This window comes from Mycoplasmopsis gallinacea (assembly GCF_012220205.1).
In the GTDB taxonomy this organism is placed as follows: domain Bacteria; phylum Bacillota_I; class Bacilli_A; order Mycoplasmatales; family Metamycoplasmataceae; genus Mycoplasmopsis; species Mycoplasmopsis gallinacea_A.
Window position 1 is genome coordinate 1,112,368 of record NZ_CP047225.1, and the last position, 15,506, is coordinate 1,127,873.

General features: G+C 30.3%; 9 protein-coding genes. 2 read left to right on the forward strand and 7 right to left on the reverse strand.

Going from position 1 to position 15,506, the window contains the following annotated elements:
- The first annotated feature begins 169 nt into the window (after positions 1–169).
- Positions 170–1,384 (forward strand): DUF2179 domain-containing protein, encoded by a 1,215-nt coding sequence (locus GOQ20_RS04275; protein WP_167845544.1) that lies wholly within the window; start codon positions 170–172, stop codon positions 1,382–1,384.
- Between the two features lie 21 nt (positions 1,385–1,405).
- On the opposite strand, the gene GOQ20_RS04280 is transcribed toward GOQ20_RS04275, so the two are convergent.
- Both GOQ20_RS04280 and GOQ20_RS04285 read right to left on the reverse strand, forming a co-directional pair.
- Positions 1,406–1,930, reverse strand: a complete 525-nt coding sequence (locus tag GOQ20_RS04280) for a thermonuclease family protein (protein ID WP_167845545.1) — start codon at positions 1,928–1,930, stop codon at positions 1,406–1,408.
- 177 nt (positions 1,931–2,107) lie between these two features.
- Complete coding sequence (locus GOQ20_RS04285) at positions 2,108–2,761, reverse strand: deoxynucleoside kinase (RefSeq protein ID WP_167845546.1); 654 nt, start codon at positions 2,759–2,761, stop codon at positions 2,108–2,110.
- Between the two features lie 171 nt (positions 2,762–2,932).
- Here GOQ20_RS04285 and GOQ20_RS04290 point away from each other — a divergent pair, with 171 nt between their 5' ends.
- On the forward strand, positions 2,933–3,808 hold the full coding sequence (locus GOQ20_RS04290) for an N-acetylmuramic acid 6-phosphate etherase (RefSeq protein ID WP_167845547.1): 876 nt from the start codon (positions 2,933–2,935) through the stop codon (positions 3,806–3,808).
- Between the two features lie 37 nt (positions 3,809–3,845).
- On the opposite strand, the gene GOQ20_RS04295 is transcribed toward GOQ20_RS04290, so the two are convergent.
- The 5 genes from GOQ20_RS04295 to kduD are packed head-to-tail and all read right to left on the reverse strand — an operon-like array spanning position 3,846 to position 15,505.
- The gene (locus tag GOQ20_RS04295; protein WP_167845548.1) at positions 3,846–9,356 is read right to left on the reverse strand and encodes a lipoprotein 17-related variable surface protein; all 5,511 of its coding nucleotides are present in this window, start codon (positions 9,354–9,356) and stop codon (positions 3,846–3,848) included.
- A 4-nt stretch (positions 9,357–9,360) separates the two neighbouring features.
- Positions 9,361–13,149, reverse strand: a complete 3,789-nt coding sequence (locus GOQ20_RS04300) for a sugar isomerase (protein WP_167845549.1) — start codon at positions 13,147–13,149, stop codon at positions 9,361–9,363.
- Between the two features lie 4 nt (positions 13,150–13,153).
- On the reverse strand, positions 13,154–14,155 hold the full coding sequence (locus GOQ20_RS04305) for a PfkB family carbohydrate kinase (RefSeq protein WP_167845550.1): 1,002 nt from the start codon (positions 14,153–14,155) through the stop codon (positions 13,154–13,156).
- Entirely contained in the window at positions 14,133–14,756 is a 624-nt protein-coding gene (locus GOQ20_RS04310; RefSeq protein WP_167845551.1) for a bifunctional 4-hydroxy-2-oxoglutarate aldolase/2-dehydro-3-deoxy-phosphogluconate aldolase, read from the reverse strand. Before GOQ20_RS04310 ends, GOQ20_RS04305 begins: the two co-directional genes overlap by 23 nt.
- A complete protein-coding gene (gene kduD, locus GOQ20_RS04315; RefSeq protein WP_129620113.1) occupies positions 14,741–15,505 on the reverse strand; it encodes a 2-dehydro-3-deoxy-D-gluconate 5-dehydrogenase KduD in 765 nt (254 codons plus the stop codon). Before kduD ends, GOQ20_RS04310 begins: the two co-directional genes overlap by 16 nt.
- Between the last annotated feature and the right edge of the window lies 1 nt (position 15,506).

Sequence of the window (15,506 nt, forward strand, 5' to 3'; positions counted from 1 at the left end):
CTTTTTCATATTTCCATAAAAAGTAATAATATTATAATGTTTTTTAATTTTGAATTAAAAAAACTTGCAAAAAGTTTTATAATAAATATTAGTGTGATGCTTTGCTGCAATCACTTTTTTTGAAGCCCTTTCATGGCTTTTTTTATATTTAAAAAATTAAGGGGTAATTATGGAACAAAATATAGAAGAACAAAACTGCAATGATTCTAAAATTTCGAATCATATAGTTAAGAAAAATACTATTTACAAAAGAACAAAAATGTCTAATTTTGGTCTTAAACTTAGTTCACTTTATACCAACATGCCTTTATACAAAATTGTTTTAATAACTATTGCTGTTGCCATCTTTTTTGGTGTAATTAGCGTATTTTTGGTTAAAAACGTTGGTATTTACAATTTTGGTCTAGCTGCTTTTGGGCAATCATTTGCTAGATTAACAAAAGTTCTTATCAAAGAAGGTTCAATGTCTTCTCAAGTAAGAAACTTAATTGACCAATTCATTTTCTGAATTGCATACATTATCTTAAGTATTCCTATTTTTATTTTTGGTTATAAAAAAATTGGTTCTTTATTTACTAATTTAACAGTTATCTTTTTGGTTGTATCATCTGTTGTCTCATTTTCAATTGGGCTTATTCCAGGGGCAAATGATGTGTATTTAATTGGGGATTTTAGCAATAAAGATGTTAAAGATAATCTTACTGAATGACAAAAACCATTAAGTGATTTAATCCCTCTTTCATGAAGTTATAAAGATAGTGGTAACATTATTTCATTAATGCTTTATTCAATTTTATATGGTTATTTACTTGCTTGAATTTTTGCAATCATCCAAATTATCGGTGGTACAGCAGGAGTTACAGGTGTTATTGGTGAATGATACGCAAATACAAAACAAAAATCTTTTGGTTCAATTTCTGGATATATGAACATTATTATTGTCTTAATTTGTGTCGGAATAGGTTCATATCTTCCTGGTTCAATTGTGCTAAAAGACGCAAATAATGCAAGAGCATGAAACTTTGAATTATATTTATCACCTAATTTTATAGCTACAATTCTTACTAATGTTGTGTATATCCTTACACTTAACAAACTTTATCCTAAATTCAAACTTGTTAGATTGGAAATTTATTCACAAAAATGACAAGAAGTTCAAAAGGTAATTATTAATGATAGAAAAATTGTTACTGGAATTACAATTTTCAGAGCTAAAGGTGGATTTAAAGGATCAGATATTAATGTCGTAACTTCAATTGCTCTTTTCAGACACGTTCTTAGATTAATTTCTGATGTTAGAAAAGTGGACAAAAATGCCTTTATTTCAGTGTCAGACGTTACAAGTATTGATGGACATGTATACTTACCAGAAGAAAAATTTTAAATTCGTCGCTAAGGCGAATTTTTATTTTCACTCCTTGGCAAAGACATTCTGTAAACCTGCTTTTCAAAATCCCATTTTATTATTTACAGCTTGACTTTGTCCATTTAAAAGTTCTTTTACAAATGTTCTTTGTTCCTCATTTTTTAAATAAAAAGGTGATTTTCACTTATCAAAAGAAAAATAAGCTACTCTAGCTAAACCATTAGCTACTAAATAGTAATTAATTGAATCTTTTATATCCAAGTTTTCTTTAAAAAACAAAATACCAACCTCTCGATGATACTTGTCTGCCGATATTTTCAGATAAAAAAGATCTTTATTGTTATGTTTTTTGAGCAATTTCATGAACTCTTTTTTAGCTACTTCACCTCATGCGTTTTCATACAGAGCAAAACTTTCTTCGTCGTTAATTCCAAGTTTTAATGTCTCAGGAGTATCAATTGCAAATAATCTGACTGTTATAGTTTTGTCTTTTAAATCTATTTTTACAGTATCTCCGTCTAAAACTTTAAGCAGCTTTACCTTTTCTAACTTAGTGCTTTGCACCTTTTGGTGAATAATAAAATCACAAGCGCAAAGCAGAAAAGAACCAAAACTGCACAATATCAAAAATACTATTCTTAATAACTTTCGCATATTCACCCATTATCAATATAAATTTTTCTTTATTAAAAGGTATAAAAAATCAAATTATGAAAAAAGCAGGGCTTTTTCCCTACTTTACTATTTGTTGATAATTTCTGCCTTGATAAGGTTTAATACTTTTTCAAATGTTTGTTCTTTTTTTAGTCCGTCTGTATTAACAATAAAGTATTTAACATTGTATTCTTTGCAAAGTCTTTCGAAAGTGACTTTATAAAGCCCATGCAGTCTTTTTCAGTATTCTTCATTACTATCTCAACTTTCAATTTCGCTTTTACGGTTTCGTTCAAAAATTCTTTCTTTGAAACTTTCAAAGCTTAAATCTAGGAAGATTGCATAATCTGGCAATGCATCTTTACTAATCAATTTACTAGTTGCAGCTTGATATACTTCAAAAGCTTCAGGGTCAATATCATTAAAAGCTACTTCTCCAAAAATTAAATGCTCAACTGAAAAACGGTCTAAGAAAATAAAATCTTTTTCAGGATTCATTTTTTTATTTTCAAATTCATCCTTGAGCTGTCTTAAGTTTCTTACATGTGAAGCCATAATGTAAGTTTCAAACGTTAAAGTTGCATGTGATTTATGATCTAAATGTCACTTTAACATTGTATAAAACATTTCATCATCTTCTTCAAATTCATTTAATCTTAATGAATTTTGAAAATGATTGTGTAAATTTGACGTTAAACTGCTCTTTCCGCTACTGGTCATTCCGCTAATTGCAATTGTCATTTTAAGGTTCCTTTGTTAAATATAAATCAATAAATAATAAAAATGATATCACTAACTGAAAGTAAAAGTTATTAAATGATAAAAAATGATAATTTTTTATTCAAAAATAAAAGATTTTTTGAATAAAACTTAAAATTTATATGTATATAAATTTTCAAGAGGTCAATAGATATGATTAAAAATAAAATAGCTGCATTAGCTACTGAACAAAGAAATGTTCGTAGCAAAAACTTTTCTTCTTTTTCAACCGAACAAATGGTTGAAACTATTGCTTTAGAAGATTCACTTATTGCTAACGAAATCCAAAAACAGAAAAAGGCAATTGCAAAGCTTATAAATACCCTTTATAAGCAAGTTAAAGCTGGTGGGAGATTAATTTACATTGGAGCTGGAACTAGCGGTAAAATTGGTTCTTTAGATGCAACCGAAATTCATTCTACATTTGGGGCTAAAGATAAAGTTTTCGCTCTAATTGCTGGTGGAACAGAAGCTTTATATAAACCACTAGAAGGTTTTGAAGATAGCCCTGAACAAATCATTGAGCATTTAAAAGAGCTTAACGTTACAAATAAAGATGTGATTGTAGGCTTAAGCGCTTCAGGAAGAACTCCTTATGTTATTTCGGGCCTTAAATATGCAAAAGAACTTGGGTGCAAAAATGCTTTAATTTGCAATTCTAATACCAAAATTAGCGACTTTAAAGTAGATCATATAATTTTCATTAACACAGGTCCAGAAGTTATAACAGGATCAACCAGAATGAAAGCTGCTACATCTCAAAAAATGGTATGTAACATCCTGACAACTTCGCTTATGACAAAGCTTGGTTATGTTAGAGAAAACTACATGGTTAATGTAGTTCCAAATAATTTAAAGCTTGAACAAAGATGCATCAATATGATTGCGGATATGGCTAAAATTTCGTATGAAGAAGCTCAAAAATCTTTCAATCTTACTCGCAATGTTGTAATTTCTCTTTATATGATTTTGGATAAATTATCCTTAGAGAAAGCTAAAGCTAAATATGCCAAAAATTATCAAAATTAAAAAACGGGAGCATTTATGCTCTCGTTTTTATCTTTAATTAGTTTCCATTATTTGTAAGAATGGTTTTGAATTTATTTTGCAATCAACCTGAAACGCTTGATAATTTAGCAAATTCTGATGCATTCATTCCTGCAAGGTATTCTTTCATTTTATTACCAAGAGTTTTATCTTTTGTTTGGTTTTCAGCAAGAAGTAATAATGAAAGAACTTCAATTGATTTTTTAGCAACTTCATCATTTGCTTTAAGGTTTTCTTTTGAGAATAATTGTCCATCAGCAACTAAAGTAGCAACATGTTGTAATAACTTATTAAGCCCTTCAATGTATTTATCTTCAACTTTTGAATCTACATGGATAAAGTTTGTAAGTAAACGAATGAAGTCAACTGGGTTATAAGTGTTGTTTTGATTTTCAATTGTACTATCTGTGAATCATTTATCTGATTTAATTAATTCTTCAATTAATAATCCTAAATTATCAAATGATTCTTTAATTTTGTCTGAATCTTTTGTGAATGTAAGTGCAATTAATTTAGGAAGTACAATGTTTTTCATATGTGCTGGGTTGTTAATGAATTTACCACTAACATATGCATATTGATTTTTAGGTGTTTTATTATATAAAGCAATATTTGGGATGTAGTAATTAATTGCTTTAGCAAATTTATCTACTACAGTTGGGTTATATAATGTTAATCCATATACAAAACTTTCACTAAAGTCATTTGGTATTTGAGTCATTCATACCGCATACTCTCCATTAGCGCTTGTTGCATCATTTTGAATATCATCTCCATTAGGAGCATAGTAATAATCTGTGAAGAATTTATCCATAAAGTTGTTCATAAAATCTTTTAGTTTTTCAGTTTGAATGTTTTGATCACCATTTATAAGAAGGTTTGCAAGTTTATTATATTGGCTAGCAACTTTTCTTATAATTTCTAAAGCATCTTTGTTTCTTGCTGAACTTTCATTTCTTGTGATGTCTAGAAGTTTCTTAGCTTCTGTTAATCCTGTATTTTCAGATTTAGCTTCAGCAACTGCATAAAGCATTAAGGCAACTGGGTTTGCAATAACTTTAGCTTCTTCTTCACTTGCATCTGTTTTTTCTTTTAATGCAAATAATTTTTCAACAACTTTTTTATCAGTTTCATTTGCAGCACCAAATTTATGTGCAAGAGCTTTTTTAGCTGTATTAACAAGGATTTGTTCAACAAGTTTTTCTCTCATTGTATCAAGACCTAAATTATTGACTTTTACATTTGTAAATGAGTAAGATTTTTCAACTGTACCTTTTGTTAATTTAAATGAATAATCAACTGTTGAAGAGTAAATAGATTTAACTGTAATAGTTTGATCACTAAGACTATATCCTTGTGGAGCAGTTAATGTTAATTTTGCAACTTCATCTGATTTAATTAATTCAATATTTTCAATTGGTGTAGCTGAATCACTTGAAGCTAAAGCTACTTTGTTAGAATCTGCATCCATTCTCGCTTCTGTTGTTTGGAATCCAGTAATTGTAACTTCTTTAGATTGTTCTTGTCCATTAAGTGCAAGTTTTAAAGTAACTTTTAATGAACCTGCAACGTCATTTGGTTCAAGTGTCAATGTTTTAGTAATGTTATTATCATCTGAATGTGTATATGTAACTGTTAATTCACCTTCAGTGACTTCTGAAGCTAATTTAGCTGATTTACCTTCTTCACTTGTTAATGTTACAGAAGCACTATCAATAGCTTCTTTTAATTTTTTAGCAAAATCTTCAGTTTTGAATCCTGAAATTTCAATTGTTTTACTTGCACTTAAATCATCTTTTGTAAGTGTAAGTTTAACACTTAATTTTCCTTCTTGTTGATTTGGAGTTAATTCTAATGATGTACTTCCAAATCCACTTTCACTAGGAGTTACAACTAAATCTGTTTGTTGCACTTCATTTGCAAAGTGCTCAGCTTTTTGATATGTTGAAACTAATTCAACTTTTGTTTCAGTGCTATTAACAATAGCATCTAATTTAGCTTGAGTTGTTAAGAAACCATTAAATGAAAAGTCTTTTGATTTTTCTTGACCTTTGTATGTAAGTTTTAAAGTAACTGTTAATGTTCCAGCTTTATCGTCAGCAACAAGTGATAATTCTTTTGCAATTCCATTTTCTGAATCTGTATATGTAACTGTTAAATCGGATTGAGTTACACTTGAAGCTAATTTAGTTGATTTTGAATCTTCATTATTTAATGTTACGCTAGCACTATCAAGAGCCGCTTGTAATTTAGATGCATCTTCTTGACTTGGTGTTTTAAACCCAACAAATTCAACATCTTTAGTAGCTTCTACACCATCTTTTGAAAGTTTAATTGTGACAGTTAATTTAGCTTCATCTACGTTTGGAGTTAAAGTTAAATCTGAATTACCATAAGTAGTATCACTGAGATTTAATGTTAAGTTATCTTTTTGAACTTCACTTGAAAGGTGTTCTGATTTTACGTACCCTTCTTGTAATGTAACTGTTGTTGCTTGGTCATTAAGAATAGCATTTAATTTAGCTTGTGTTGTTAAGAATCCTTCAAGCACAACATCTTTAGAAGCACTTACACCATCTTTTGAAAGTTTAACTGTAACAGTTAATTTACCTTGAGCATCATTTGCAACTAATGTTAATTCTGATGTTCCAAAATCATTTTCGCTAAGAGTTAATTGTAAGTTATCTTTAGCTACTTGGCTTGGAAGGTGAGTAGCTTTATCATAGCTATCTTTTAATGTAAGTGTGGTTGCTTCGTTATTAACGATAGCAGATAATTTAGCTTGAGTTGTTAAGAAAGCTTCAATTGTAAGCGATTTAGCTTCTTCTAATTGTTCATATCTTTCTTTGTAATTTACTACAAGTTTTCCTTCTAAATCATTTGGAGCTAACACTACATCAGCAACAGTCACACCATTTGTAGCACTTAATTTAAGTGATTCTGTTGTAACACTTGAAGGAAGAACATTAGCTTTTGACTCTGCGTTTTCATATCCATGTTGCACTTCGTGTGCTGGGAATTCTGAAGCTTGTTGTTTAACTCATGCTTGAGTTTTTGTAAATTCAATTACTGGTGATAGATCATTAGTTCTATCTTTAATTTTTAAAGTAACAACTAAGTTGTTTCCTTCACCTTTTGCTACTGAAATTTGATAGTCTTCATATTTATTTACAAATGTTTCACCGTTAGTAACTAATTTTTTAGTTACATAGTATTCTGTAAATTTAGCTTCATTATAGAATGATTTTTCATTAAATGTTTTATTGAATTTAGCAACATAAGCGTCAATATCAGTTCCAAATTCTTCTGGATTAAGGCTAAGATTATTAACTCTAGCTTGTCTGTGAAGAATTTGTTCATCGAAGTAACTTGAAAAAGTATTTAAGCTAGCTAAAGTTTCAGCAGCTTTAAGGAATTTAACTGCAGTATACACATCATTCGAACCAAGATAGGTTTCATAAAGCGCATTTCCGTAGGTTACATATTTATCACCAAGCTCACTAACTGCAAATGCAAGATCATTGTAGTTAGTGTAATATTCTTGGTTAAATTGAATTAATTTGTAAATGTTTCTGATGTTGTTTGTGAAGTTTTTGTCAAATTGATCTTGAGCAAATTTACCTGCATCAATTAAGTTGTGGTATGCTGTAACAATTTCTTTATCAAAGACAAATGTTTCTTCAGTTGGCTGATCATGCATAAGAGCGAACATTTTAGCAATAATTAATTCAGCAATGTGGCTTGGATTATCAACATTTTTAAGTCCATAAGTCATTTTACTTTGGGGAAGTGGTGAATATTTAGTAAAGTCACTTACAAAGTAGTTAATTACTTTTGCTCCTTTAGCTAAAAGTTCATTCGAAAAGCTTCCGCTTCTATTTGCTAAGTTTCTAGCTAAATATGAAGGCATTGAAATATATCAAAGTCCATATGGTCCAAATTCTTCTTGAACTTTACCTTCTACTGCATTTCCGTAGTAGTATTTGGTTAAAAGATCTTCAAAGAATCCTTCAAGGAAAGTTTTTAAAGCTTCAACTTTAAAACTTTCATCACTTGTTTCACTTTGATTAAGTCAGTTAAGGATTAAAAGGTTTCCTTTAAGTTCAGGGAAAATTAAGCTAAGAACTGTTTTTTCATTGTTAAAGTCACGAACTTTTTTAGCTTCATCTTTATACATTGGTGTATTGTATGCAGCTAATTGTTTAAATTCTTCGTATTTACCTAAAACATAGAAGTATGTTGCAACTTTATCTTTAGCAATTTCAGCTTCTTCAGCTGTTTTATCTGTTTTGTTGATAAAAGCTAAAAGTTTGTCTTTTAAGCTAATAATTTTTGCATCTTTAGCTTTAGCATCGTGAATTTTTGAGTAAATATTAAGGTATTTATTGTATAAAGCATCTCCATCACTTTGTTTTTGGATTTGGAATTCTTTATGGAATAAAAGCTTGATTCCTTCGTTTTCTAAAATAAATTGTGCTTTTACTTTACCTGTAAATGGTGAAATTATATATGAAGGTTCTAAAACATTTACACCTTCAGTCTGTGTAGTTAAAGTGAATTTTGTAATGTTTTCACGGATTGATTTAGCTTGTGCAATATCGCTATTATCTGACATTCTAAGCGCAATATTTGCAAGTGCTTGTTTAATTTTTTCAGGAGCAGCAGCAAGTTTACCTGCTTCATCTAATTCAGCAAATCCACCAATTTCAACTTCTTTTGTATTTTCAGTAGCACCTTCACCATCTTTAATTTTGAATGACACTTTTAAGGTTGTGTTATTTACTACTGTAAGAGCTAAATTGTCAACTTCGCTTGAAATATCAGCTCCGTTATACGTAAAAGTAAGATCTTCTTTTTTTACAAAATCAGCTGATTTTGTAGCTTTATCAAATTCAGATTTAAGGCCCACTTTAACAAATTCAAGTTTAGCGTCTGACTCTTTAAATCCTTCCATATTTGGGTAATCTAAAGTCACAGAAGTTGATTTAATATCGTATTTTTCGTTTACTTCCAGTTTTTTAGAAAGATCAACTACATAAAAGTTTAATTTTAATTTTGAGTTAACAATTTCAGCAGTTGTGTAGTATCCGTAAAAAGAAATAAATAATTTGTTCTCGTTAGTTACAAAGCTTGGTAATGTGTTTTGCATTAAAAGTGCTGAATTGCTGATGTATGATTTATCAATTGCATCAGTTTCATTATCACGATTAAATGGTAATTTGTTTGTTGAAGACTTAAAGGTTTTGTTGTATTCTTTAACAAAATCAATAATCGGTGTTTTATTTGCTTTTGTTAAATTAAGTTTGATGTTTTTGAAAATAGAATCAATAGCAATTGCTCTTGATTGTTTTTCGTACTCATTTTCAGCTTTTGCATCAAGACCTGGTTTATTTGAAGGTAATGATCAAGTATCTCCACCACTATTTTGGTTAACTGATTTAAAATCACATGAAGCAAAAAATAAACTAGTTGCTAAAATTGATGAAGATGTTGCTAATGTTAATTTAACAAGTTTCTTTGACTTTGACATAATATTATTCCCCTTTTTGTCTTACTTTTACATTAAATCACACGTTGTGTTTTTCACCATTGTAATCAGCAATTGAGTTGTACATGTCAACTCTCATACCTTTAAGTTCTGGTGAAGCAAATACTTCAGCACTATCTTTAATATTTGCGTATTTAATTTTTGGGTTAGTTACTTTTCTTACTCCAGCATCTGAGTAATCTGGTTTTGATCCGTATTGAACTTCAATATCAGCACCAAAGATTACATATGAGTTTTTGCTTGAGTAATCTGATGAGCTAACTACTTCTCAAGAATTATCATCTTTAACTTTAATTACCATTGTTGTAGGTTCAAAGAAGTGAATTTTTCCAATTCCGTCAATATCAATTCCTTTTTCGGTTTTCTCTTTGTATTCTTGATCTACACCAAATCTCACTCTGGCTTCAATTTGTTCCACAAATGAAGAAACAAAGTAGTATTTTTCACTTCCTTTGGTGTATCTTGCCACGATGTAATCACGGTTGTTTGTAAGGATTTCAAAATTGTTAAGAACTTTTTTGTACTTATCTAATTTACTTGCATCATAGTTTGGAATTTGTGAGTAAGCAAACTTTTCACTAGCTGCATCGACATGTTTCATTGCAAGGTATACAAACTCATTTGATAATTTATCAGGCTTTTTCTGTAATGTTAATGTATCATTTGCAATCACTGCATATTTAGAATTTGTTGCTTTTCTAGCTTCAATATTTTCCTCTTTACCAGTTAAGATCATGTATGCATTAGTTTCGTTAGAAACGTTATCTCTAATAATGTAATTTTGAAGGTATTTATTATCGTTTAATTTTACTTTTTCAAGTGAAATCTCACCATCTGTACGTGAACCATCTTTAGTTAATTTTCTAACTTCAATGTTTGTGAAAATACCTTTTCCATCCGAAGTTGGACGTTTAGCATCTTTATCATTTTGATCAACATTTCCAACAACGATTAATTGACCATCAATCATGAAGTATGCTTTATAGGTAGCAAGTGAATTATTTCAGTTAGATACACGAGCTTTAACAAATCCAAGCCCATCTTTTAAAATACCATTGTTGTATGAATGGTTGGTTCTAAGTGAGATAGATTCTTCAATAAATTTACGTTTATTTTCAAGGTTTTTAAGCATTGCGTTGTAAGCATTTTTAGCTTGCTCAATAGCTGCTTGTTCAGCAGGGACATCACTTTTTCATCTTTGTGGATTAACTCCATATTTAGAAATGATGTCTTTGTTAAATTCGAATCTATCAATGTCATCAAATTGTGTTGCATGAAACACACTAGTTCCAGGAATTCTATCACGATCTACAGTTAAGTAGAAATTATCAGCATATGGTTCATTATTTGCTTCAGTATGAAGAAGCACAGCACCATCTGTGTAGTAATATGAATCTACGTTTTCACCTAAAGTAGCTTCAGTAAATCCAATTTTGTTTCCATGGAATGCGATGTTAATCATAAAGTCATTAACACCATTTTCATTTGTGTGTTTTCAAACATAACGATCTTGTGCTTTTGAAAATACCATTCCATTGTTTTGAATAGCTAAATCAGCTCCACCACTAACATTTGGCTTAGTTTTATCGTTAAATGCACTTGCTGATGGTTGCTTGTATTCTGAGTTATAAATTGTTTCGTAGTATCTTCAATCAATTGCAGCTCTAGCTGCATCAACTTCAGCTTGATTATCAGTTCAATCAGCTAAATATTCATTTGGCTTGTTGTTTTTGTAATCATCAGTATATCTTTTTAATCTTGTGATAAACACTGATCTAACTTTATATTTTCCACCAATTTTGTCAATATCTGCAGCGCTAAAGTGTCCAACTTGTTCTTTAATGAACTTACGTAATTTTCCTCTGTAAGCAATTGGAGCATATTCATCATCAAAGAATGTTAAAGCACCTAAAATGTTAAGTCCTTTTTGCTTATCTGAGTAATTATCACGAGCAATTGAACGTCCATTTAAACCATCTGAAATAGAAGCTTTATACATATATGGCATAAGTGAAAGTTCGATAAATTGGTAAAGTTTTTGGAAACGTCTATCTTCTGAAAGGTCTAAAACAGTTCCTTTAAAGTATGAAACAATGTCAGCCATACCTGTAAAAAGAACTTCACCATAGCTTCCTGTATATGGAAGGTTATCGTGTTGGATAAATGAACCATCGTAGTAGAATCCATCTAAATGATTTACAAATTCTCTAAATAAGTTGTCATATAAAGCTTCGATTGCATCATTAATTTTGTCTTGGTTTTGACCTAAAATGTTTGCAAGAAGAATTGGTTTGGCATTATCGATAACATTAGCACCAGTTTGAAGACGTTTTTTAGTAACTGGCACAAAGTTTAAAATAGCTGTTTTTGCAGCTCCACCATAACGAGCGTTAGGTAAAAAGTAGTTAATTCCACCAGTTCATGATTTTAATTTAGCTTCATATCTAGAAGCAAGAGTTTTATCACCAGAAGTAAGTTCATCATTATATACTTTGAAAAGCACAACCATAAGTTTAGTTAAATCACGAGGAATTCCAATTTCATAGAATCATCAGTTAACAAATTGTTGTTGTCCTTCAAAGAAGTAGTTTTTAGCAAGGTCATCCATAATTGCTGTAATGATGTTTTTAAGCTCTTCTGAATGGTATCAAGGGTTCTCTTTACCTGAAGAGTTTCTTTCAAGTAAGTAACTTTGAGCTAAAATAAGTAATTTTTGAACTGCTGTTCTTACATACTGAGCATCTGAATAACCAGGTTCTTTAATTGTTCCTTTTTCAAGGTCTTTAAGTTGTTGTTTTTCTTTTCTATAAATAAGCTCATTAGCTTGTTGAATCGCTAAATCTTCACGGTTTTTTCTTTTAAGCGCAATTTCTTGGGCTGTATCAGTTTCAGCAATTGTTACACCATTATCAAAAGTTGATGCATAGTAGAAGTTTGCAAGTGGGTTTTTAGCAAAAACACCTACATTGTATTTTTTGATGATTTTATCTGATCAGCTAATTGCGTTATTAAGGTCTTTAATTGATTTTTCATCAAGGTTAGAAAGTGGTGTATCACCACTTGTGTATTGGTCACTTAAATAAGCTGTTCCTTGTGAAACTAAAATGTTATTAACAATTTTGTTGTATTGTTCAAGTGTAAGAATTTCGTATTTTTTAAACCCATCAATTTTAACGGTCATTTCACCGCTAAGTCCTGATTTATCTCTAGCTTCAATATACACATATAAAGTTCTTGAGTATTTTTTAATTGTTTCAAGAATTTCAGCTTTTACTGCTTCTTTTTCTTTATTCGCAGCTGCATTATATTTAGCTAAAAGCTCATCATGCATTTGTAATGAGATAAATTTAGCTGGATTTTGCTCATCATTTGCTTGTTTAATTGTTTTTTCTTCTAAAAGTTGCATTACATCTAATTGAGACTCTTGTTTTGAAAGAGTGCTTGCATCAAGAATGTATTGGAAATCTGAAGGCACTTCTTCATTATCTCAGTATAAGTATGAATAAAGCATTTTCATTTTCTCATTAGCATCAACACCGTTGATTACATTTGCAGCAACTATAGCATTAACTGAAGCAACAGCTTCTTCGTTTTTTGTATAAGTCATGTATTTTTGAAGGTCTTTAGCATATTTTGGAATAGGAACTCCATAGACATTGGCTTTATTTCATTTATATGTAACACCTGTATTATCAGTACATGAAATAGTAGTAGCAGCAATAGCAACTGGAGAAATTGCAGAAAGACTTAAAAATAATTTAGTTTTTCTTTTCATAATCTTACCTTTCTATTTTGCTTGATTTGTTTGCAACTGAAGTGATTTCATCTCATGAAGCGTTATTGTTATCACCTTCAAAGATATTTTTGATTGCATAAGCATTACGAGCGTTTTTGATAATTGATTCATTATCCAAGTTTTTAAGAAGTGAGCTTAAAAATGCTCCCGCAAATGAATCACCTGAACCAATTGGATATTTGTCATTATATGTAACATAATCGGTTTCATAAAATTGACCATCTTTGTATAAAAGACCTTTAACGTGAGCTTTATCATCTTTTTTGAATTTAAATGGTGTAATTACTACTTTAATATTTGGATAGTTTTGAATCATTTGTGATACTGCATTTGCAAAATACTCTTTTGAAAGTTCACCAACTACTGGTGTGTAAGTATCTTCAATTCAACCAATAACTACGTCGCTAAGAGCTACAAATGGCTCCGCAACCTCTTTAAATTGCTCAAAGCTATCTCAAAGTTTGCTACGGTAATTTAAATCAAATACAATTGTGATATTTTTGCTTTTAGCTTGCTCTAATAACTTAAGTAAATAAGCATTAAAAGCATCGTTAATTGCGATTGTAATTCCAGAAACATAAATAATAGCTACATCTTTTAAGACGTTTTCAAACTTAGGTTCTAGATCCTTAATAAGTGCATATGAGCTGTATTTACGGTCATAAAATACTTTTAAGTTATTAAAATCAGTTTTGTCGATTGTGTAATAAGTTCCAACTCTACCTTCAGAGTGAATTGATACATTTTCAACATTATTAATTTTTAAATGTGCATTAATAGCTTTAGCAAAAAAGCTATTAAAATCATACACAGTTAAATATTTTGAGCTTCCTGTTCAATTTCCAACGTTAGAAGCTACATTTAAAGAATCTCCACCAACATAAAAATTAAGTTGGTTGCTTTCTAATGAACTATTTTTTGATGTAGAAAGTCTAACTAAGACTTCACCAATTGAAAGAAGTTTACCCTGTAATTTTGGTAACATATGCTTTGGCGCTTTGAACTTTTTCTTCTAGGGTGCTTCCGGAAATTAAATTCCCACCAACAGAGACAGCTATGCTGCCTGCTTTGAGTCAATCTAAACAGTTTTCTAAATTAACACCACCTGATGGCATAAATTTAAGATATGGGCACACTTTAGTTAAAGCTGAAATGTAATTTGGACCAAGAGTGTTTGAAGGGAATACCTTTAAAACTTTTGCACCCTTAAAATAAGCATTTAAAGCTTCATTAGGAGTAAATACTCCTGGTATATATAAAACTTCGTTTGCGTTACATCAAGCAAGAACTTCTTCATTAAAAATTGGAGAAACAATAAAATCTGGTTTTTCGTTTTTAACGCTTTCAAGGTTTTCCGTTGTAATTACAGTTCCAAAACCAAGCGAAACTTCTGGATAGATGTCCTTGATTTCACGATAAATACGAACATATTCTGGACAAGTGAGTGTAATTTCGATTTGTTTAACACCACCACTAATGGCAGCAACTATATTGTCATAAGCTTTTTGATAGCTATTTTCACGAATTACTGCTACTAATTTATCTTGTGATAATTTAGTAATAAGATTATCTAACGTGATAATCAACCTCCATCAACTGGAATAATTGCTCCATTAATATAGTCACTAGCTTTAGATGCTAAAAATACGATTGTTCCCATAAGTTCTTCAGTTTTTCCTCAGTGTCCTGCTGGGATTCTTGATAAAATTTCAGCATTTCTTTTTTCATCAGCTCTAATAGGTGCTGTGTTTGCTGTTTCGATGTATCCTGGAGCAATTGCGTTAACTTGAATGTTTTCACTTGCAAGTTCGTTAGCAAAAGCTTTTGTAAGTCCAGCTACAGCGTGTTTACTTGCTGTATATGCTGGTACAAATTTTCCACCTTGGAAAGCAAGCATAGAGGCAACGTTAATAATTTTTCCTCCACCTTGTTTTTTCATAACATTAGCAACTTTTTGACTTAAGAATCAAACAGCGTTTAAGTTAATGTCAATAACTCTGTGTCATGATGTTTCTGAATATTCAAGAAGTGGTTCACGAATAATTGTTCCTGCGTTGTTAATTAAAACATCGATTCTTCCGAATTTTTCTAATGTTTTTTCAACAAGTGCATCAACATCTTCTTTAAGAGTTAAGTTTCCTTGAACAAGTAAAAGTTCAACATTATTTGAATTACAGAATTCTTGAATTTCTGTTACGTTAGCATCAAAGTGGCTAACTACAAGTTTAGCACCTGCATTACCTAAAGCTTTAGCATAAGCAAGTCCAAGTCCTGTGTTACCACCAGTTACGATGATAACTTTGTCTTTAATAGAAAAATAATCTAAATTAAACATT